The sequence below is a fragment of the Saccharopolyspora ipomoeae genome (assembly GCF_029952525.1).
GTDB classification, from domain to species: Bacteria; Actinomycetota; Actinomycetes; order Mycobacteriales; family Pseudonocardiaceae; genus Saccharopolyspora; species Saccharopolyspora ipomoeae.
In genome coordinates this window covers 330,880-349,170 of record NZ_JASAOF010000003.1, presented here as the reverse complement: position 1 = coordinate 349,170, position 18,291 = coordinate 330,880, and the positions used below count along the sequence as shown (strand labels likewise).

Genomic DNA, 18,291 nt, shown 5'->3' with positions numbered 1-18,291 from the left:
GGCGCGCTCGACTGGAGCAGTGATGGGAAAAACGCTCGCGGAGAAGGTGTGGGAAGCGCACATCGTGCGCCAGGGTGAAGGGCACGAGCCCGACCTGCTCTACATCGATCTCCACCTGGTGCACGAAGTCACCAGCCCGCAGGCATTCGAAGGGCTCCGGCTGGCCGGCCGCGAGGTGCGGCGCCCCGACCTGACGATCGCCACCGAAGACCACAACGTCCCCACCGTGGGGCTCGACCTGCCGATCGCGGACCCGGTCTCGCGCACCCAGGTCGACACGCTGCGCAAGAACTGCGACGAGTTCGGCATCCGGCTGCACCCGATGGGCGACGCCGAGCAGGGCATCGTGCACGTCGTCGGCCCGCAACTCGGCCTCACCCAGCCCGGAACCACCGTCGTCTGCGGTGACAGCCACACCTCCACGCACGGCGCGTTCGGCGCGCTGGCCTTCGGCATCGGCACGTCCGAGGTCGAGCACGTGTTGGCCACCCAGACGCTGCCGCTGCGGCCGTTCAAGACGATGGCCATCAACATCGAGGGATCGCTGCGCCCCGGCGTGACGAGCAAGGACGTCATCCTCGCCGTCATCGCCAAGATCGGCACCGGCGGCGGCCAGGGCTACGTCCTGGAGTACCGCGGCGAGGCCGTGCGGCAGCTGTCGATGGAATCCCGCATGACCATCTGCAACATGTCGATCGAAGCCGGTGCGCGCGCGGGCATGATCGCGCCCGACGAAACGACTTTCGAGTACATCAAGGGCCGTCCGCACGCCCCCGAGGGCGCCGAGTGGGACGCCGCCGTCGAGTACTGGAAGACGCTGCGCACCGACGACGACGCGACCTTCGACGCCGAGGTCACGCTCAACGCCGACGAGCTCACCCCGTTCGTCACCTGGGGCACCAACCCCGGTCAGGGCCTGCCGCTGGGCGAGAACGTGCCGGACCCCGCGACCATCGCCGACGAGGGCGAGCGCTACGCCGCCGAAAAGGCGTTGGACTACATGGGCTTGACCGCGGGCATGCCGCTGCGCGAGGTCAGAGTCGACACGGTCTTCCTCGGCTCCTGCACCAACGGCCGCATCGAGGACCTGCGGGCCGCCGCGGAGGTCATCAAGGGCCGCAAGGTCGCCGCCGACACCCGGATGCTCGTGGTGCCCGGATCGATGAAGGTCCGGATGCAGGCCGAGAGCGAAGGCCTCCACGAGGTTTTCACCTCCGCCGGAGCGGAATGGCGTTCGGCCGGTTGTTCGATGTGCCTGGGCATGAACCCGGATCAGCTGGACCCGGGCGAGCGCAGCGCCTCGACCTCCAACCGCAACTTCGAGGGCAGGCAGGGCAAGGGCGGCCGCACCCACCTGGTCTCCCCGCTGGTCGCCGCCGCGACCGCCGTGCGCGGAACCCTGTCCTCGCCCGAAGACCTCGACTGACCGCCCCACCACCAGGAGCAGTGACGATGGAACCGTTCAAGACGCACACCGGGGTCGGCGTCCCGCTGCGCCGGTCCAACGTGGACACCGACCAGATCATCCCCGCCGTCTACCTCAAGCGGGTCTCGCGCACCGGCTTCGAGGACGCGCTGTTCGCCGCCTGGCGCGGTGACGAGGACTTCATCCTCAATCAGGAACCCTTCAAGAACGGCAGCGTGCTGGTCGCCGGGCCCGACTTCGGCACCGGTTCGTCCCGCGAGCACGCCGTCTGGGCGTTGAAGGACTACGGCTTCCGAGTGGTCATCTCCAGCCGTTTCGCCGACATCTTCCGCGGGAACTCGGGCAAGCAGGGCCTGCTGGCCGCCCAGTGCGAGCAGTCCGATGTGGAACTGCTCTGGAAGCTGCTGGAGAACGAACCCGGTACCGCTGTCACGGTGGATCTTCAAGCACTCACCGTGCACGCCAAGGACCTCACAGTGCCCTTCAGCATCGACGACTACACCCGCTGGCGGCTGCTGGAAGGCCTCGACGACATCGGTTTGACGCTGCGCCACGCCGAGACGATCGACACTTTTGAGCGCGGGCGCCAGAGTTTCAAGCCCGCCACGCTGCCCGCCCGCCAGGGCTGAGGCCAACCCGGCCCGGGACGGGTTTTTCCTTTCACAGCAGGAAAAATCCGTCCCGGGAGGGACAACTCCAGACTCGCTCGGAGCACTGCTCGGACCCCGTTGCCCGGACTCGAATGCCCGCGCCCCAAGGAAAAAATGGGGCGTGGCGAATGGCATTTGTTGTTCCGGGGCTTTACCGTTGACATTGAGTCGGCCCAACGGGGCCGTTGTTGTGTCCTGGGAGGGACTGAAGTGAACAAGGCCCAACTGATCGAGGCTCTGGCAGAACGCCTCGGAGACAAGAAGACCGCCAGCCAGGCCGTGGAAGACGTCGTCGACATCATCGTTCGCAACGTCAACAAAGGCGAGAAGGTCAACATCACCGGTTTTGGCGTTTTCGAGAAGCGCGCTCGCGCGGCTCGCGTCGCGCGCAACCCGCGCACCGGTGAGAGCGTGAAGGTCAAGAAGACCAACGTTCCCGCGTTCCGCGCAGGCACCCAGTTCAAGGAAGTCGTGGGCGGCCAGCGGAAGCTCCCGCGCGCGACCACCTCGGGCAAGGCGGCCACCACGCGCGGCGTGACCACGCGCACCGCCTCGGCGAGCAAGACCACGACCGCTCGCAAGGCCACCACCACGCGTGCCGCGGCCAGCAAGACCGCCACCCGCACCACGGCGAAGGCCTCCACCGCGAAGGCTTCGACCGCCAAGGCCACCAAGGCCTCCACCACCAAGGCGAGCACCGCCAAGGCCTCGACGGCCAAGGCCAGCACCGCCAAGGCGGCCCCGAAGCGCGCCACCACCAAGGCCTCCACGGCCAAGGCGACTCCGGCGAAGGCCTCCACCACCAAGCGGGCCAGCACCGCCAAGGCCACCACCAAGGCGGCGCCGAAGACCACGGCGAAGACCACTCGCCCGGCCACCAAGAAGGCCACGACGACGCGCAAGTCCACCAAGAAGTGACCGCTCGCCTCGCTTGCGAGCTCAGGTGGACCGGGCGGGCGGCCGCATAGCCCCGTCTTTCGGGGCGTGCAGCCGCCCGCTCACAGCGCTCGGGACGCGCGAGAACCCGCCGCACCGCGGGCGGCGGGGGTCGCATCCCGTTCCGAGTTGACGCGCTGAGAAGCGCGCAGAGCGCCGGAAACGGCGTTGCCGGACCCCTGCGGCGGACGCGACCGCAGCGCTGCGCAGCGGCGCGATCAGCGCCCGTCAGGGGTTCTTCACGGTCATGCCTGCGGATCCGGAAGGTAATCGGCCGCCGCCAGGCTCAGGTTCGGTGCCTGACCGTTCCCCGAGATCGCGCCGTTCCCCAGTTCACCGTTCTCCACTTCGCCGGGCCCCACTTCGCCGGGCCGGAACGAGAGGGTCCACACGCTGCCCTTGCGCGCAGCGACCTCGTCCAGGCGCAGACCCGCTGAATCGGCCAGCCGCGTCACCAGATCCGGGATGACCCCGCCCTGGCTGCACACCACGCTGGTGCCGCCGCGGCCGGCCACCTCCAGCATCGCCCGCACGCCCGCGTCGGGATCGGCGGAATAGACCTCTTCGGAGAACAGCGGTTCGCTCACGACGTCGATTCCGCGGTCGCGGGCCACCGGGGCCACGGTTTGTTCGCAGCGCACGCGAGGCGCGGAATAGACGCGGGAAGGCGCGAACAACGGCAACAGGGAATGCAATGCGTCCCGTTGTCGGCGCCCCGCTTCGCTGAGCGGACGAAGAGCGTCATCTCCTGACCATTCGGATCGTTTGCCCGCTTTTGCGTGCCTAACCAGCAATACGGTCGCCGTTTCGGAGCGGGACTCGGCGAATGCGTCGAGCACTCGCGCATCATGCGGATAGGTCAACTCCGCTCGCGCCTCCTTCAACGGTAGCCAGCGGAGTTCGTCCACTTCGTCATTGGGCGTGAACTCGCCACCGAGCAGGTGCGCGGAGAAGTAGTCCACGACCTTCGGCGCGGTCCGGCCGCCGCGCGCGGGCGCCGTGTAGCGCACCTGCGTGAGGGGACGGGTGAGCGCGGTCGAAAACCCCGTCTCCTCGGCGACCTCGCGCACGGCGGCGTGCGCGGCGAGCTCACCCGGGTCGAGCTTTCCCTTGGGCAGCGACCAGTCGTCGTAGCGGGGGCGGTGCACCAGCACCACCTCGGGGCCCTGCGGGCCGGGGCGCCACAGCACGGCCCCCGCGGCGCGCACCGCTTCGGTCACCGGGATGTCGGTCACGATCTACTTCCTCAACGAGCCTGGGAACGAGTTGTCGCCGGCAGTCCGCGGAGCCGCTCAGGTCCTCCTGCCCGCACCGCTGGGCGGAGCATCACTGGGAAACCTTGGCGCCGTGGCCGGAGAGCATTTCGGTCTGGTGGTCGCGGACCTGTTCGCCGCTGCGCGGGGAGGCTTCCCAGTCGCCCTTGGCGTTGAGCACCCAGCAGCGGGTCGAGGGGTGCAGCGCGGAGTCCATCATCGCGTCCATCTGGGCGGTCAGCTTCGGGTCGGTGACGCGGACCTGGGTCTCGATGCGGCGGTCCAGGTTGCGGTGCATCATGTCGGCGCTGCCCAGCCAGTGCTCGTCGATGCCGACGAAGTGGAACACCCGCGAGTGCTCCAGGAAACGCCCCAGGATGGACCGGACCTCGATGTTGTCGCTGAGCCCGTCGACACCGGCCTTGAGCGCGCAGATGCCGCGCACCACGACCTGCACCGGCACCCCGGCCTGCGATGCGCGGTAGAGGGCGTCGATGATCTGCTCGTCGACCAGCGAGTTCACCTTCATCCGCACGCCGCAGCTCAAACCCTGCCGGGCGCGCTCGATCTCGGCCTCGATGCGCTCGACGATGCCGGTGCGGATGCCCTGCGGCGACACCAGGATCCTCCGGTAGTCGCCGTGCCGGGCGTAGCCGGTGAGCACGTTGAACAGGTCGGTGAGGTCGGCGCCGATCTCCGGCGAGGCCGTCAGCAGGCCCAGGTCCTCGTAGATGCGGGCGGTCTTCGGGTTGTAGTTGCCGGTGCCCAGGTGGCAGTAGCGGCGAATCGTCGAACCCTCCTGGCGCACCACGAGCGAGGTCTTGCAGTGCGTCTTCAAGCCGACCAGGCCGTAGACGACGTGCACGCCCGCGCGCTCCAGGGTGCGCGCCCACTGGATGTTGGCCTGCTCGTCGAACCGCGCCTTGAGCTCCACCAGCGCCACCACCTGCTTGCCCGCTTCGGCGGCGTCGATGAGGGCGTTCACGATCGGCGAGTCGCCGGAGGTGCGGTAGAGGGTCTGCTTGATGGCCAGCACGTGCGGGTCGGCGGCGGCCTGCTCGATGAAGCGCTGCACCGAGGTGGAGAACGAGTCGTAGGGGTGGTGCACCAGCACGTCGCCCTCGCGCAGCGTGGAGAAGATGCTCTTGGGCGTCTGGCCCTCGGCGAACGCGGGGTGCGTGGCGGGCACGAACGGCGAGTTCTTCAGGTCCGGGCGCTGCAGCTTGTCGAGCTGGAACAGGCAGGACAGGTCGAGCAGCCCCTTGACCTCCACCACGTCGTGCTGGTCGACCTCCAGCTCGCGCAGCAGGAGTTCGAGCATGTTCTCGCTCATGGTGTCGGTGACTTCCAGCCGCACCGGCGGCCCGAACCGGCGGCGCGCGAGCTCCCGCTCCATCGCTTGCAGGAGGTCCTCGTCGCGGTCCTCCTCGACCTCCAGGTCGGCGTTTCGGGTGACGCGGAAGATGTGGTGCTCGGAGACCCGCATTCCCGGGAACAGCTTGCCCAGGTGCGCGGCGATGAGCTCTTCCAGCGGCAGGAAGGTGGCCAGCTCGTTCTCGCGGTCGGCCTCCACCCGGATCAGCCGGGGCACGTTGTCGGGGACCTTCACGCGCGCGAAGCGGCGCAGCCCGGCGTCCGGATCGGTCACCGTCACCGCGAGGTTCAGCGACAGCCCGGAGATGTAGGGGAACGGGTGCGCCGGGTCCACGGCCAGCGGGGTGAGGACGGGGAAGATGTGGTCCTCGAAGTAGCGGGTGAGCTTGACCTGGTCGTCGGCGTCGAGCTCGGACCAGTCCAGGATGCGGATGCCGCTCGCGTCGAGCTCCGGCAGCAGCTCGTCGACGAACACGCGCCCGAGCTTCTCCATCAGGTCCTGGTTGCGGGCGGCGATGCGCACCAGCTGCTCGTGCGGGGTGAGCCCGTCCGCGCTGCGCACCGACAGCCCGGTCTCCTCGCGGCGCTTCAGCCCGGCCACCCGCACCATGTAGAACTCGTCCAGGTTGGAGGCGAAGATCGCCATGAACTTCGCCCGCTCCAGCACCGGCTGCGACCGGTCCTCGGCGAAGGCGAGCACGCGCGCGTTGAAGTCCAGCCAGGACAGCTCCCGGTTGAGGTAGCGGTCCTCCGGCAGGTCGGTGGTCGCCGCCGCCCGGGTGACGGCCGGCGGCGCGGAGGGAACCCGCGCGCCGTCGTTGGCCGGCGGAGGCGGCGCGGTGTCGGAGCCGGCGGCGCGGCGAGCAGGACGCGGCGCGCGGTTCGCGGCCTTGCCGTTGGCCGCCCCGCCGTTGGACCTCCTGGCGGAGGAGGCCCTCCCGCTGGACGTCTTCCCGGTGGAGGCCTTGCCGCTGGACGACGCCTTGCCGCTGGACGACGCCTTGCCGCTGGACGACGAGGTGCGCTTGGCGGGCCGCTTCGGCGACGGGTCGCTGCTGTTCGTGCTCACCGACCCATTGTCACTCAAAAAACCGTTTCAGATCGACCGCCGCGGACGTTCACGCGATGTTCGTCTGAGCACAGCCGCACCGTGCGTGACGTGCACGAGGGAACCTTCCTGTCACGCCGGGCCTCCGGAGGGGACGCTTCACGCGGTCGGCGCGAGGAGGGGAACCTTCGTGTCACCACCGTCGCGAGCGGTGCGTGGGAACCTTTCGCTCACTCCGCCGACGCGACCCGGGCGCGGGTGCGGGGGCCGAGGCCGGTGGTCTTCGCCGAGGTCAGGTCGGCTTCGGTGTCGACGTCGCGGCGCAGCGACTCCCACGGGCCGAGCAGGGTTTTCGCGCCCGACTCGGAGTGGGCCTCGGCGGAGCCGGGGCCGAAGCGCGGGTCCAGCGGCAGGCCGGGTTCGGCCAGCAGCAGCGTCGTGCCGTCGCCGGGCAGGTCGGGGCAGAACGAGCGATCGGTTCCCGCCGCGCGCAGCGCCCACCCGAGTTCGCCGGAGCGCAGCGCGGGCAGGTCGGCCTGCAGCGCGCCGACGCGGAACGCGCCGCGAGCGCGCAGCACCTCGTCGCCGTGGCGCAGCGCGGCGTTGAGGCCGTCGGCCGGTTCGTCGGGCAGGACCTCGACGCCGAGCGCGGTGAAGGACTCTGTCAGCGCGCGATCGGAGGAGACCACCACGACCCCGGCGACCCCGCGGGCGCGGCGGGCGGCGGCGACGGTGTCCAACGCCATCGCGGTGACCAGCTCGGCGTGCCCGGCGGGTCCGCGCCCGGCCAGCAGCCGGGACTTGGCGCGGTTCAGGGGCTTGAGCGGGACGAGCAGGTGCACCCCGGTGCTGTCGGGCGTGTCGGCGGCGGTCACGGGTCCATCTTGCGTCAACGTCCGCCGATGCGGTGGCGGGCCGGTCAACTGCCGCCTGGTTGACGAGCCGGTGCCCCGTGCCGGGTAATTTGACGGGCGCTCGAGACTTGGAGGAATGGCCGTGGTGGAACCGAGGAACCTCCGACGCCGGCGGAGGACGACCAGCGAGAAGGCACACGGGATGGGCATCTTCTGGCTGGGCCTGGCCCGCTGGGTGTTCTACCCGCTGACCTGCCTGCTGGCGCGCGTCCGGGTGCGCGGGGTGCACCACATCCCGGCCGAGGGCGGCGCGCTGATCGTGCTCAACCACGTCTCCCACCTCGACCCGATCTTCGACGCGGTCACCGTGCACCGCGCGGCCCGGGTGCCGCGGTTCATGGCCAAGAACAGCCTGTGGAACGTGCCGGTGCTCAAGAACGTGCTGGTCGGCGTCGAGCAGATCCCGGTCTACCGGGGCACCGCGGACGCGCAGAAGAGCCTGCGCGACGCGCACGCGGGGCTGGAGAACGGCAAGGTCCTGGTGATCTACCCGGACGGCACCATCACCAAGGACCCCGACGGCTGGCCGATGACGCCGAAGGTCGGAGTGGCCCGGTTGGCGCTGGCCAACGACATCCCGGTGATCCCGGCCGCCCGCTACGGCACCCGCGAGCTCTACGACCACTACAACAAGAAGTTCCGGCCCTTCCCGCGCAAGACGGTGAACTACGTCTTCGGCGAACCGCTGGACCTGTCGGCCTACCGCGGCGGCGACCCGGACGTGGAGACGATCCGCGAGGTCACGAACCTCGTGATGAGCCGGGTCCGCGACCTGCTCGGCGAGATCCGCGAGGAGCAGCCGCCCACCGAGTTCTACGCCCCCGCCCGCAAGAAGAAGAAGGGAACCGATGGCGCAGCCTGAGCGGATCGCGGTGCTGGGCGCCGGATCCTGGGGGACGACGTTCGCGAAGGTGCTGGCCGACGCGGGCAACGACGTCGCGCTGTGGGCCCGGCGCCCGCAGGTGGCGCAGGAGATCAACGAGACCCGGCGCAACGGTTCCTACCTGCCGGGCATCGAGCTGCCGGAGCGGCTGCGCGCCACCGACGACGCGGCGGAGGCCGTGCACGCCGCGGAGTTCGTGGTGCTGGCGGTGCCGAGCCAGACGCTGCGCGAGAACCTCGCGGGCTGGCAGCCGCTGCTGCCGGCGGAGGCGACGCTGGTGAGCCTGGCCAAGGGCGTGGAACTGAGCACGCTCAAGCGGATGAGCCAGGTCGTCGGCGAGGTCGCCGACGTGCCGATGCAGCAGGTCGCCGTGGTGTCCGGGCCGAACCTGGCCAAGGAGATCGCCGCCGGTCAGCCGACCGCGACGGTCGTGGCCTGCCCGGACGAGGAGCGGGCGGTGGCGCTGCAGAAGGCCTGCTTCACGCCGTACTTCCGGCCCTACACCAACACCGACATGGTCGGCATCGAGATCTCGGGCGCCTGCAAGAACGTCATCGCCCTGGCCTGCGGCATCGCGGCGGGGCTCGGGTTCGGGCACAACACGATGTCGTCGCTGATCACCCGGGGGCTGGCCGAGACGACGCGGCTCGGGGTGGCGCTGGGCGCCGACCCGATGACCTTCGCCGGCCTGGCCGGTCTGGGCGACCTGGTGGCGACGTGCTCGTCGCCGCTGTCCCGCAACCGGACCTTCGGCGAACGGCTGGGCAGGGGAGAGACGCTGGCCCAAGCGCAGGAGGCCGCCCACGGCCAGGTGTCGGAGGGCGTGAAATCCTGCTCCTCGATCCGCCAGCTGGCCGACCGGCACGGCGTGGAGATGCCCATCACCGACGTGGTGCACCGGGTGTGCCACGAGGGGCTGGAGCCGGGCCCGGCCACGGCGGAGCTGCTGGGACGCGAGCGCAAGGCCGAATGATCCGGTCGCCGCGCTCGCGTCGATCGCGAGTGCGGGAGTGACCACAGTGAATCTTGGGGATTTCGGCGACGGGACGCGCGTCGTGCACGGCGGGCACCCGGAGCCCGAGGCGGGAACTCCGCTGCTGCCGGGGCCGGTGTTCGCCGCGCCGTACCACCTGGGCGAGTCCGGACCGAGCGGTGACTTCTACGGCCGCGCGGGCAACCCCACCTGGCGAGCGCTGGAGTCGGCGATCGGCGAGCTCGACGGCGGGCGCTGCGTGCTGCTGCCCTCGGGCATGGCGGCGATCAGCACGCTGCTGCGCTCGGTGCTGCGCACCGGCGACAAGCTGGTCCTGCCCTCGGACGGCTACTACGCGTCCCGCCAGTTCGTCGCCGACGAGATGGGCGAGCTGGACCTGGACGTGCGCGAGATCCCCACGCCGGGGCCGTGGACCGACGACGTCTTCGACGGCGCCCGGCTGGTGCTGCTGGAAACCCCGTCCAACCCGGGCGGCGACGTCTGCGACATCGCCGAGCTCGCCGAGCGCGCCCACGCCGCGGGCGCGCTGCTGGCGGTCGACAACACCACGGCGACGCCGCTGGGGCAGCGCCCGCTGGAGCTGGGCGCGGACATCGTGATCGCCAGCGACACCAAGGCGCTGGCGGGGCACAGCGACATCCTGCTGGGGCACGTCTCGGTCCGCGACGACGAGCTCGCCGACCGGCTGGTGCGCGCCCGGTCGCTGTCCGGCGCGATCCCGGGCCCGTTCGAGACGTGGCTGGCGCACCGCAGCATGGGCACCCTCGACCTGCGCCTCTCCCGGCAGGCCGAGAACGCCGCCGCCCTGGTCGAGGCCCTCTCGGGACACCCGGCGGTGAGCGGTCTGCGCTGGCCGGGCTGGTCCCAGGACCCGGCGCACGAGCTGGCGAGCAAGCAGATGCGGCGATTCGGCGGCGTCTTCCGCTTCGAACTCGCCGACGCCGAGGCGGTGCAGGCGTTCATCGCCAAGTCCCGCCTCGTCGTCGCGGCCACCAGCTTCGGCGGCCTCCACTCCACAGCGGACCGCCGAGCCCAGTGGGGCGACCAGGTCCCCGAGGGCTTCCTCCGCTTCTCAGCGGGCTGCGAAGACCCCCAAGACCTCGTCCAAGACGTCCTCCAAGCCCTCTCCTGACTCCACCCGTCCCCTCGCCTCCGGCTCGGGGTGACCCGATTACGGCGGTAATCCGTCAACCGAATACGGCGGTAATCCGGGTTGTGGACGGATTACCGCCGTAATCGGGGCCCGGAAACCGCCGTAATCGGGTCACCCTCACTCCGTCGGGTGTGAAGTGGGTCGCTGGGTGTGGGGGTGCGGTGGGGAGTTGGTTGACGGCAGGGTGGGGGACTGGTTGAGTGCTGGGCGTGTTGAAGCGCGCAATCACCGGCCGACGGGGTCACATCGACCTGCACCGCGTCGCCAGCGCGCTGTGTTCGTGTTCTTCGTGTTGATCGATCTCATCCAGTTCCCGGGTTGATCGCGGCGTCCTCGCGCGCCTGCGCCCCGGGGTTCGTTCACGATCTCCGAAGGACCACAACCGTGTTCGCCGTTCCGCCCAACACCGTGGCCGCGCCTGCCGACCTGACCATCGCGCACCCGGCCCGCATCGCCCGAGAGTTCGCCGCCGACCGCGCGTCCTGGGCGCACCTGCTGCGCTACGACGCCGATGAGCGCTGGGCCGGGCTGCTCGCCCGCACCGACGCCTACGAGGCGTGGCTGCTGAGCTGGCTGCCCGGCCAGCGCACCGATCTGCACGATCACGGCGGCGCCACCGGTGCTTTCACCGTCGTGCAAGGGGTTCTGACCGAGCGGGTCGCCCGCGCCGGAGACGCGGAGGTGCTGCACTCGCTGAGCGCGGGCCAGTCGCGGGTGTTCGGCCCGCACTACGCCCACCAGGTCAGCAACCTCGGCGTCGATCCGGCGGTGACGATCCACGTCTACCGGCCGCAGCGCGCCAACCGCACGATCCGGGGCTGATCAGCTCCGGCGCAGCACGTGCTCGGGGACGGGCAGGTCGGTGACGAGGTCGGCCGCAGGCACCGGCTCGCCCCAGGTCCGGTGCAGCGGCAGGACCCCGGCCCACGCCGCGTTCGCCTCGACGTCCTCGGCGTCGTCGCCGGGGCCTCCGGCGCGGATCTTCACCGAGGACTCGCCGAGGTCGAGGGCGATCACGGCGGTGGCGGCGAGCTCCTTCTTGTTCGGCTGCCGCGCGTGGTCCCAGGAACCGGGGGCGAGGTGCTCGGTGATCACCCGCAGCGCCTCCCAGCGCTCGCCGGGGTCGGTGACGCGCCGGGCGCGGCCGTGGATCACCGCCGACCGGTAGTTCATCGAGTGGTGCATCATCGCCCGCGAGTACACGACGCCGTCCACGACGGTCACCGACGCGCACACCTCATCGGCCTCCCGCAGGCTGCGGGCCCCGCTCGATCCGTGCAGGTAGAGGGTGTCGTCGTGGCGCCCGTAGCCGGTGGGCAGCACGCGCGGGGAACCGTCGACGACCATCGCCAGGTGGCAGATCAGCCCGGCGTCGAGGGTGGCGTGCAGGTCGGCGCGGTCGGTGCTGGCCCGGTGGGCGCCGCGGCGGACGGTGGAGCGTTCCGTGGGGGAGAGCTGCGTAGTCACGTCGCCAGCATCACCCGGACAAGTGGCCTCATCGAAGTGCCAATCTGCGAGAATTCCAGAATGCCACATGACGTGCCCGCGGCGAGCTCCCCGCTGCTGGAGCTGGCCATCGACCTGCACCGGGACGGTGATCTGCCGCTCGCGGTCCAGCTCGCCGACGCCCTGCGGCACGCGGCCACGATCGGCCAGCTGCGCGGCGGCGACCGGCTGCCGTCCACGCGCGCCCTGGCCCGGCACCTGTCGGTGAGCCGCACCGTCACCGCCGCCGCCTACGAGCAGCTGCACGCCGAGGGCTGGATCGTCGGACGGCGCGGATCGGGCACCTTCGTCACCACCAGCCCGCCCGGTGCCCGCAGCGACGCCGTCGCGCCGCCGGTGCTGGAGCGCAAGCACGCCGAACGCCCGATGGTGCAGCTGTTCGCCGGGGTCCCGTGGGCGGACGGGATCGACCGCGCCGCGTGGCGCCGGGCGTGGCGCGCCGCCGCCGACACCGCCCCCGACCTGCGACCGCAGCGGGCGGGGCTGCTCAGCTACCGCGAGGCCGTCGTGGAACACCTGCTGCGGCACCGGGGTCTGGTCGTCGGCGGCTGGACCGCCGAGAACGTGCTGGCCACCGGCGGCACCAGCACCGCGCTCGGCGAACTCGCCGCCGCCGTGCTGCCGCGCGGCGCGAAGGTCGCCGTCGAGGAACCCGGCTACCAGCGCGCGGTCGGTGCCCTCAAGGCCGCGGGCGTGGAGGTCGTGCCCGCGCCCGTCGACCACTCCGGGCTCGTCGTCGACGACATCCCCGGCGGGATCGCGGCCGTCTACTGCTCACCGGCGCACCAGTTCCCGATCGGCGGCAGGCTGCCCGCCGAGCGCCGCATCGCGCTCATCGAGCGCGCCCGCGACGAGGGGTGGCTGATCGTCGAGGACGACTACGACGGCGAGCTGCGCTACGACGTCGCCCCGCTGCCGGTGCTGGCGTCGATGGCCCCCGACGTCGTGGTGCACCTGGGCACGACCAGCAAGATCCTCACTCCCACGCTCGGCGTCGGCTGGATGCTGGCCGCCGAGCCGATCACCACCGCCGTGCAGCGGCACCGCGAGCGCATCGGCCAGGGACCGGCGCTGGCGGGCCAGCGCGTGCTGGTCGAGTTCGCCCGCCACGGCGACCTCGGCCGGCACCTGAGGCGGTTGCGCCGCGAGCTGTCGCAGCGCCGGGCGCTGGTCGTCGAGAGCCTCGCGGCCGAGGGCGTCGAGGTGTTCGGCGACCGCGCGGGCGCGCACGTCGTGCTGCCGCTGCCCGACGCCGGCACCGAGCGGCGCGTCCTCGACGACGGCGCGGAGGAGGGGCTGGTCCTCGACGGGCTGCGACGGCACCACGACGGACCGCAGCGCTGGTGCGGACTGGTCCTCGGCTACGCCGCCTGCAGTCGCGATGAGCTCCGATCGGCCCTGCCGATCGTGGCCCGGTTGTGCCGCGGAACGCCCTGATACCGCATCGTGTCGTCAGCGGGAGGGCTTCGTAAAACGACCTGAGCGCACGCGGGGTATGGTCCGGCGCATGACTTCGCGCAAGACCCGGGTGGCCGTCGTTTTCGGCGGGCGCAGCACCGAGCACGGCATCTCCTGCGTCTCCGGTGGCAGCGTTCTCGCCCACCTGGACCAGGACCGTTTCGAGATCGTGCCGGTGGGCATCACCCAGGAAGGCGCCTGGGTGCTCGGCACCGACGACCCGAAGCAGCTGGAGATCCGCGACCGCAAGGAACCCGAGGTCGTCTCCGGCACCGCGCTGGCCCTGCCGGGCGACCCGACGCGCCAGGAGCTGGTCCTGCTCGAACCCGAGAAGGGCGGCGAGGTGCTCTCCGGCGTCGACGTCGTCTTCCCGGTGCTGCACGGCGCTTTCGGCGAGGACGGCACCATCCAGGGCCTGCTGGAGATGGCCGACGTGCCCTACGTGGGCCCGGGCGTGCTCTCCAGCGCGGTGTCGATGGACAAGGAGTACACCAAGAAGCTGCTGGCGGCCGAGGGCATCGAGGTCGGCACCTACGAGGTGCTGCGGCGCGGCCAGCGGACGCTGACCGATGAGCAGCGCGAGCGGCTGACGCTGCCGGTGTTCGTCAAGCCCGCCCGCGCCGGTTCGTCGCTGGGCATCACCAAGGTCGGTGACTGGTCCGAGCTGGACGCCGCGATCGCCGAAGCCCGCAAGACCGACCCGAAGGTCATCATCGAGACCGGGGTGAGCGGCCGCGAGATCGAGTGCGGCGTCCTGGAGTTCCCCGACGGCCGCGTCGAGGCCTCGCAGCCCGCCGAGCTGCGCGTCACCGGTGAGACCGACTGGTACGACTACGAGTCGAAGTACCTCGACGACGTCACCGAGTTCGACCTGCCCGCCAAGATCAGCGACGAGCACACCGCGCAGCTGCGCGACATGGCCGTCCGCGCCTTCGCCGCCCTGGAGTGCCAGGGCCTGGCCCGCGTGGACTTCTTCCTCTCCGACGAGGGCACGCTGATCATCAACGAGGTCAACACGATGCCGGGCTTCACCCCGATCTCGCTCTACCCGCGCATGTGGGCTCACAGCGGCATCGATTACCCCACCCTGCTGACCACCCTGATCGACACGGCCCAAGCCCGGGGCACCGGCCTCCGCTGACCCCTCCTGTCGAAAACCCCGGTTTTCACGCGACGAAAACCGGGGTTTTCGATCGTGGGACACCGGGTCAGGGGAAGACGGGCTGTTTCGGGAGCTTGGTGCCGATGAGCTTGGAGAGGTCCTGGAGGGGGCCCGTGCCGGTGTCGGCGGGGGCGCTCAGCGCCACGTAGACCGGGCGGTCCACGGCGAGCCAGGAGGAGTCGCCGCCCTGGTTGATCTCCAGCCAGCTGACCCCGGAGACGTCCATGAGCTGCGACGTCGGGGTGAGCTCGGCGGGGGCGTCGATGCCGCAGCGCACCGTGATCGGGTCGTGCTCGGCGTCGCCCCACGCCACCGTCGCGGCCGGGGCGGGCTGGGCCAGGGGCCTGCGCGGCACCGGGGCTCCGCCGACCATCAGCTCGGCGGGCAGCGCGGACATCACCGAGGCGCACTCCGGTGACTCGGCCCGCGGCGCCGGGATCGGTGCGGCCGCCAGCGGGCCGGTGCGGCGGGCGGCCTGAGCGGCCTCGGCCTCTTCCCGCGCCCGGTGCTCGCCGTACCAGCCGTAGACGCCGACACCGGCCACGCCGACCGCGAGCAGCACGCCGAGCGCGATCGCGACGATCAAAACCGGCTTGGGGACGCCGGAACCCTCGTGCTCAACCACGTTCCCACTACAGCACCACGCCGCGCACCGACCGCGATGGGGTCAGCTCAGAGGTGAACCACCGGACAGGTCAGCGTCCGCGTGATGCCCTCGACGTTCTGGATCTTCGCGACGACCATCTTGCCGAGGAGGTCGACGTTCTCGGCCTCGGCGCGCACGATGACGTCGTAGGGACCGGTGACGTCCTCGGCGCTGATGACGCCGGCTGACCCGGAGATCTCGCCCGCGACGGCGGCTGCCTTGCCGACCTCGGTCTGGATGAGGATGTATGCCTGAACCACGGCGTGCCCCTTCGTCTAGCCCATGTGCTCGGGGTAGGAAACTGGCAGAAAGCTACCCCATCTGACCGAGCTGATGCTCAAGGAAGGAAGGTCCCAGTTGGGTCCTGACTCGTCCCAGGAACCACAGACCATTTCCCAGGTGGGTGAGTTCGATCTCATCGATCGAGTGACGGCCGGCCGTCAGCAGTCACCGGGCACGCTGCTCGGCCCCGGCGATGACGCCGCGGTGCTCGCCGCTCCCGACGGTCGCGTGGTGGCCAGCACCGATGTGCTGGTGGAACAGGTCCACTTCCGTTTCGACTGGTCGACGCCGCACCAGGTGGGCCGCAAGGCGGTCGCCGTGAACCTCTCCGACATCAACGCGATGGGCGCGGTGCCCACCGGAGTGCTGGTCGGCCTCGGATGTCCGCCGGACACCCCGGCGGCGGTCGTCGACGAGCTGTCCGACGGCCTGTGGGAAGAGGCACAGCAGGCCGGGATCGGGATCGTCGGCGGTGACATGGTGTCGTCGCCGTCACTGACGATCTCGATCACAGCCCTAGGTGATCTGCAGGGCAGGGAACCCGTCACCCGCTCGGGTGCCCGACCGGGCGACGTCGTCGCGGTCGCCGGCAGGCTCGGCTGGTCGGCGGCCGGCTTAGCCGTGCTGGGGCGCGGTTTCCGCTCCCCGGTTGCCGTCGTCGGCGCGCACCGCGTGCCCGAACCGCCCTACGGCGCCGGCCCGCAGGCCGCCGTCGCGGGCGCGACGTCCATGGTGGACACCTCCGACGGGCTGCTGGCCGACCTCGGCCACATCGCCACCGCCTCCGGCGTCGCCGTCGACCTGCGCATGGAGCAGGTGGAGGTGCCGCAGCGGCTCACCGAGGTCGCCTCCGCGCTCGGCGCCGACGCCCGCCACTGGGTGCTCACCGGCGGTGAGGACCAGGCCCTGATCGCGACGTTCCCCGCCAACCGCCCGCTGCCGCCGGACTTCCGCGAGATCGGCGTCGTGACCGAGGGAACGGGCGTGACCATCGACGGCAACCCCTACGTCGGCCCCACCGGCTGGGAGCACTGGCGCTGAGCGTGGAGAACGCCCCCGGATGAGATCCGGGGGCGTTCTCGACTGTGGTGGGTTCGGCGTCAGCTCGCCGTCGCCGCCGGGGCGTCCTGCATGAGCGGCTTCCTCGCGGTCTCCTTCATGAGCAGGATCGGCACCAGTGCGACCAGTGCCGCGCCCATCAGGTAGAAGGCGGGGAAGTAGCTGTTGCCGGTGTTGGTCACGACAGCGTCGTTGATCAGCGGCGCAGTACCACCGAAGGCGGCTGTGGAGATGTTATAGCCGACCGAGAAGGCCGCGTAGCGGACCTTGGTCGGGAACATCGCCGGCAGCGTCGCGGCCAGCGGTCCGATCAGCTGCACGTGCCCGATCGCCAGCAGCGCCAGGCCCAGGATCGTGGTCAGCACCGTTCCCTGGCCGATGAGCCAGAACGCGGGCACCGGCAGGATCAGGAAGCAGATGGCCGCGGACACGAACAGCGGCTTGCGGCCGATGCGGTCCGACAGCGCGCCGACCGGCGTGATGATGACCAGCATGAACACGACCGTCAGCAGCAGCGGGACCAGCACCTGGTGCTCCTGCCCGTCGGGCACTTCGAGCGTGTCCGACAGGTAGGTCTCCATGTAGGTGAGGATCGTGTAGTTGGCGACGTTGATGAGCACCACGATGCCCATCAGGATCAGCAGTTGGCGCCACCACTCGCGGATCAGGTCCTTCAGCGGAGACTTGGCCACCTGGTGGGTGTTCTCCAGCTGCTTGAACGCCGGGGTGTCCTCCAGCTTGGACCGCAGGTACAGACCGACACCGCCGAGCGGACCGGCGATGAGGAACGGAATGCGCCAGCCCCAGGTCTCCATCGAGGTGCTGTCCAGCGTCAGGATCAGGATCGTCGGCACCAGCGCGCCCAATCCGAATCCGACCAGGGTGCCGAATTCGAGCCAGCTACCCCAGAAACCGCGCTTGCGGTCCGGGGCGTACTCGGCGATGTAAGTCGCGGCACCGCCGTACTCGCCACCGGTGGAGAAGCCCTGCACCAACCGGCACAACAGCAGCAGCATCGGCGCGACGATGCCGATGGCGCCGTAGGTCGGCAGCAGACCGATGAGGAACGTCGAACCCGACATGAGCAGAATCGTCACGGCGAGCACCTTCTGCCTGCCGATCCGGTCGCCGAGCGGGCCGAAGAACAGGCTGCCCAGCGGTCGGAACAGGAAGGAGATGGCGAAGACGCCGAACGCGGAGACGGTCTCCCAAGGGCCGGGGAAGAACTGGTGACCGACGTAGGCGGCCACGTAGGCGTAGACGCCGAAGTCGTACCACTCCGTGCAGTTACCGATTGCCGCTGCGCCGACCGCGCGGCGCAGCAACGACTTCTGCTCGGCCTCTGTTTCGGCTGGTTGCTGAGAAGTCATGACGTGCGGCCCACCTCCGGGTGTTTGTCTCCACGGCCGTGGTCGATTTGGAACTTCGCCAGAACCTAGCCGAGTGGCTTGGGCGAGGCCACCAAAACTGCTGGATCGAGCATTCCGCTGTTATTTCCTTTTCGCGGAACGGCGCTGTCCGAGCGCCGGAAACGTCCTGTCGCAGCG

Annotated in this window: 17 protein-coding genes; 10 read left to right on the top strand and 7 right to left on the bottom strand. The window is 70.5% G+C overall.

Annotated elements, in window-relative coordinates; translation table 11 throughout:
• Positions 1–22 precede the first annotated feature (22 nt).
• From leuC to QFW96_RS08215, 3 genes are all read left to right on the top strand, one after another.
• Positions 23–1,426, top strand: coding sequence for a 3-isopropylmalate dehydratase large subunit (gene leuC / locus QFW96_RS08225; protein WP_281454953.1), 1,404 nt, complete (start codon positions 23–25; stop codon positions 1,424–1,426).
• Positions 1,427–1,452: 26 nt separating this feature from the next.
• Positions 1,453–2,055, top strand: coding sequence for a 3-isopropylmalate dehydratase small subunit (gene leuD / locus QFW96_RS08220; RefSeq protein ID WP_281454952.1), 603 nt, complete (start codon positions 1,453–1,455; stop codon positions 2,053–2,055).
• A gap of 231 nt (positions 2,056–2,286) precedes the next feature.
• Positions 2,287–2,994, top strand: a complete 708-nt coding sequence (locus tag QFW96_RS08215; protein WP_281454951.1) for an HU family DNA-binding protein — start codon at positions 2,287–2,289, stop codon at positions 2,992–2,994.
• A gap of 263 nt (positions 2,995–3,257) precedes the next feature.
• On the opposite strand, the gene QFW96_RS08210 is transcribed toward QFW96_RS08215, so the two are convergent.
• The 3 genes from QFW96_RS08210 to cofC form a co-directional block, all read right to left on the bottom strand.
• A complete protein-coding gene (locus QFW96_RS08210) occupies positions 3,258–4,232 on the bottom strand; it encodes an NUDIX hydrolase (protein WP_281455171.1) in 975 nt (324 codons plus the stop codon).
• A gap of 106 nt (positions 4,233–4,338) precedes the next feature.
• The gene (locus QFW96_RS08205; RefSeq protein ID WP_281454950.1) at positions 4,339–6,708 is read right to left on the bottom strand and encodes an RNA degradosome polyphosphate kinase; all 2,370 of its coding nucleotides are present in this window, start codon (positions 6,706–6,708) and stop codon (positions 4,339–4,341) included.
• Between the two features lie 209 nt (positions 6,709–6,917).
• Complete coding sequence (gene cofC, locus QFW96_RS08200) at positions 6,918–7,562, bottom strand: 2-phospho-L-lactate guanylyltransferase (RefSeq protein WP_281454949.1); 645 nt, start codon at positions 7,560–7,562, stop codon at positions 6,918–6,920.
• 181 nt (positions 7,563–7,743) lie between these two features.
• Here cofC and QFW96_RS08195 point away from each other — a divergent pair, with 181 nt between their 5' ends.
• From QFW96_RS08195 to QFW96_RS08180, 4 genes are all read left to right on the top strand, one after another.
• Positions 7,744–8,463: a lysophospholipid acyltransferase family protein gene (locus QFW96_RS08195; protein ID WP_281454948.1), complete on the top strand. Its 720-nt coding sequence runs from the start codon at positions 7,744–7,746 to the stop codon at positions 8,461–8,463.
• Positions 8,450–9,457 carry an NAD(P)H-dependent glycerol-3-phosphate dehydrogenase gene (locus QFW96_RS08190; protein WP_281454947.1) on the top strand — a complete coding sequence of 336 codons (1,008 nt, stop codon included), beginning with the start codon at positions 8,450–8,452 and terminating at the stop codon, positions 9,455–9,457. Before QFW96_RS08195 ends, QFW96_RS08190 begins: the two co-directional genes overlap by 14 nt.
• 46 nt (positions 9,458–9,503) lie before the next feature.
• The gene (locus QFW96_RS08185; protein ID WP_281454946.1) at positions 9,504–10,610 is read left to right on the top strand and encodes a cystathionine gamma-lyase; all 1,107 of its coding nucleotides are present in this window, start codon (positions 9,504–9,506) and stop codon (positions 10,608–10,610) included.
• Positions 10,611–11,015: 405 nt separating this feature from the next.
• A complete protein-coding gene (locus QFW96_RS08180; RefSeq protein WP_281454945.1) occupies positions 11,016–11,453 on the top strand; it encodes a cysteine dioxygenase in 438 nt (145 codons plus the stop codon).
• Here QFW96_RS08180 and QFW96_RS08175 read toward each other — a convergent pair whose 3' ends face one another.
• Positions 11,454–12,098: a pyridoxamine 5'-phosphate oxidase family protein gene (locus QFW96_RS08175; RefSeq protein WP_281454944.1), complete on the bottom strand. Its 645-nt coding sequence runs from the start codon at positions 12,096–12,098 to the stop codon at positions 11,454–11,456. It lies immediately after the preceding gene.
• A 60-nt stretch (positions 12,099–12,158) separates the two neighbouring features.
• Between QFW96_RS08175 and pdxR the strand changes: the two genes are divergently transcribed.
• Both pdxR and QFW96_RS08165 read left to right on the top strand, forming a co-directional pair.
• Positions 12,159–13,574: a MocR-like pyridoxine biosynthesis transcription factor PdxR gene (gene pdxR, locus QFW96_RS08170; protein ID WP_281454943.1), complete on the top strand. Its 1,416-nt coding sequence runs from the start codon at positions 12,159–12,161 to the stop codon at positions 13,572–13,574.
• A gap of 70 nt (positions 13,575–13,644) precedes the next feature.
• Positions 13,645–14,736 carry a D-alanine--D-alanine ligase family protein gene (locus tag QFW96_RS08165; protein WP_281454942.1) on the top strand — a complete coding sequence of 364 codons (1,092 nt, stop codon included), beginning with the start codon at positions 13,645–13,647 and terminating at the stop codon, positions 14,734–14,736.
• 67 nt (positions 14,737–14,803) lie between these two features.
• Here QFW96_RS08165 and QFW96_RS08160 read toward each other — a convergent pair whose 3' ends face one another.
• Together QFW96_RS08160 and QFW96_RS08155 are read right to left on the bottom strand one after the other, a co-directional pair.
• Positions 14,804–15,382, bottom strand: coding sequence for a DUF3515 domain-containing protein (locus QFW96_RS08160; protein ID WP_281454941.1), 579 nt, complete (start codon positions 15,380–15,382; stop codon positions 14,804–14,806).
• A 47-nt stretch (positions 15,383–15,429) separates the two neighbouring features.
• Positions 15,430–15,663, bottom strand: coding sequence for an Lrp/AsnC ligand binding domain-containing protein (locus tag QFW96_RS08155; protein ID WP_281454940.1), 234 nt, complete (start codon positions 15,661–15,663; stop codon positions 15,430–15,432).
• A gap of 73 nt (positions 15,664–15,736) precedes the next feature.
• On the opposite strand from QFW96_RS08155, the gene QFW96_RS08150 reads away from it, so the two are divergent.
• Positions 15,737–16,726 carry a thiamine-phosphate kinase gene (locus tag QFW96_RS08150; RefSeq protein ID WP_281454939.1) on the top strand — a complete coding sequence of 330 codons (990 nt, stop codon included), beginning with the start codon at positions 15,737–15,739 and terminating at the stop codon, positions 16,724–16,726.
• 59 nt (positions 16,727–16,785) lie between these two features.
• On the opposite strand, the gene QFW96_RS08145 is transcribed toward QFW96_RS08150, so the two are convergent.
• Positions 16,786–18,114 (bottom strand): MFS transporter, encoded by a 1,329-nt coding sequence (locus QFW96_RS08145; protein WP_281454938.1) that lies wholly within the window; start codon positions 18,112–18,114, stop codon positions 16,786–16,788.
• Positions 18,115–18,291 lie beyond the last annotated feature (177 nt).

What these genes read in the sequence shown, in the direction of transcription:
- leuC (WP_281454953.1), top strand. Translation starts at nt 23, where the DNA reads ATGGGAAAAACGCTCGCGGAGAAGGTGTGGGAAGCGCACATCGTGCGC.
- leuD (WP_281454952.1), top strand. Translation starts at nt 1,453, where the DNA reads ATGGAACCGTTCAAGACGCACACCGGGGTCGGCGTCCCGCTGCGCCGG.
- QFW96_RS08195 (WP_281454948.1), top strand. Translation starts at nt 7,744, where the DNA reads ATGGGCATCTTCTGGCTGGGCCTGGCCCGCTGGGTGTTCTACCCGCTG.
- QFW96_RS08190 (WP_281454947.1), top strand. Translation starts at nt 8,450, where the DNA reads ATGGCGCAGCCTGAGCGGATCGCGGTGCTGGGCGCCGGATCCTGGGGG.
- pdxR (WP_281454943.1), top strand. Translation starts at nt 12,159, where the DNA reads ATGCCACATGACGTGCCCGCGGCGAGCTCCCCGCTGCTGGAGCTGGCC.
- QFW96_RS08165 (WP_281454942.1), top strand. Translation starts at nt 13,645, where the DNA reads ATGACTTCGCGCAAGACCCGGGTGGCCGTCGTTTTCGGCGGGCGCAGC.
- QFW96_RS08150 (WP_281454939.1), top strand. Translation starts at nt 15,737, where the DNA reads ATGCTCAAGGAAGGAAGGTCCCAGTTGGGTCCTGACTCGTCCCAGGAA.
- QFW96_RS08145 (WP_281454938.1), bottom strand. Translation starts at nt 18,114, where the DNA reads ATGACTTCTCAGCAACCAGCCGAAACAGAGGCCGAGCAGAAGTCGTTG.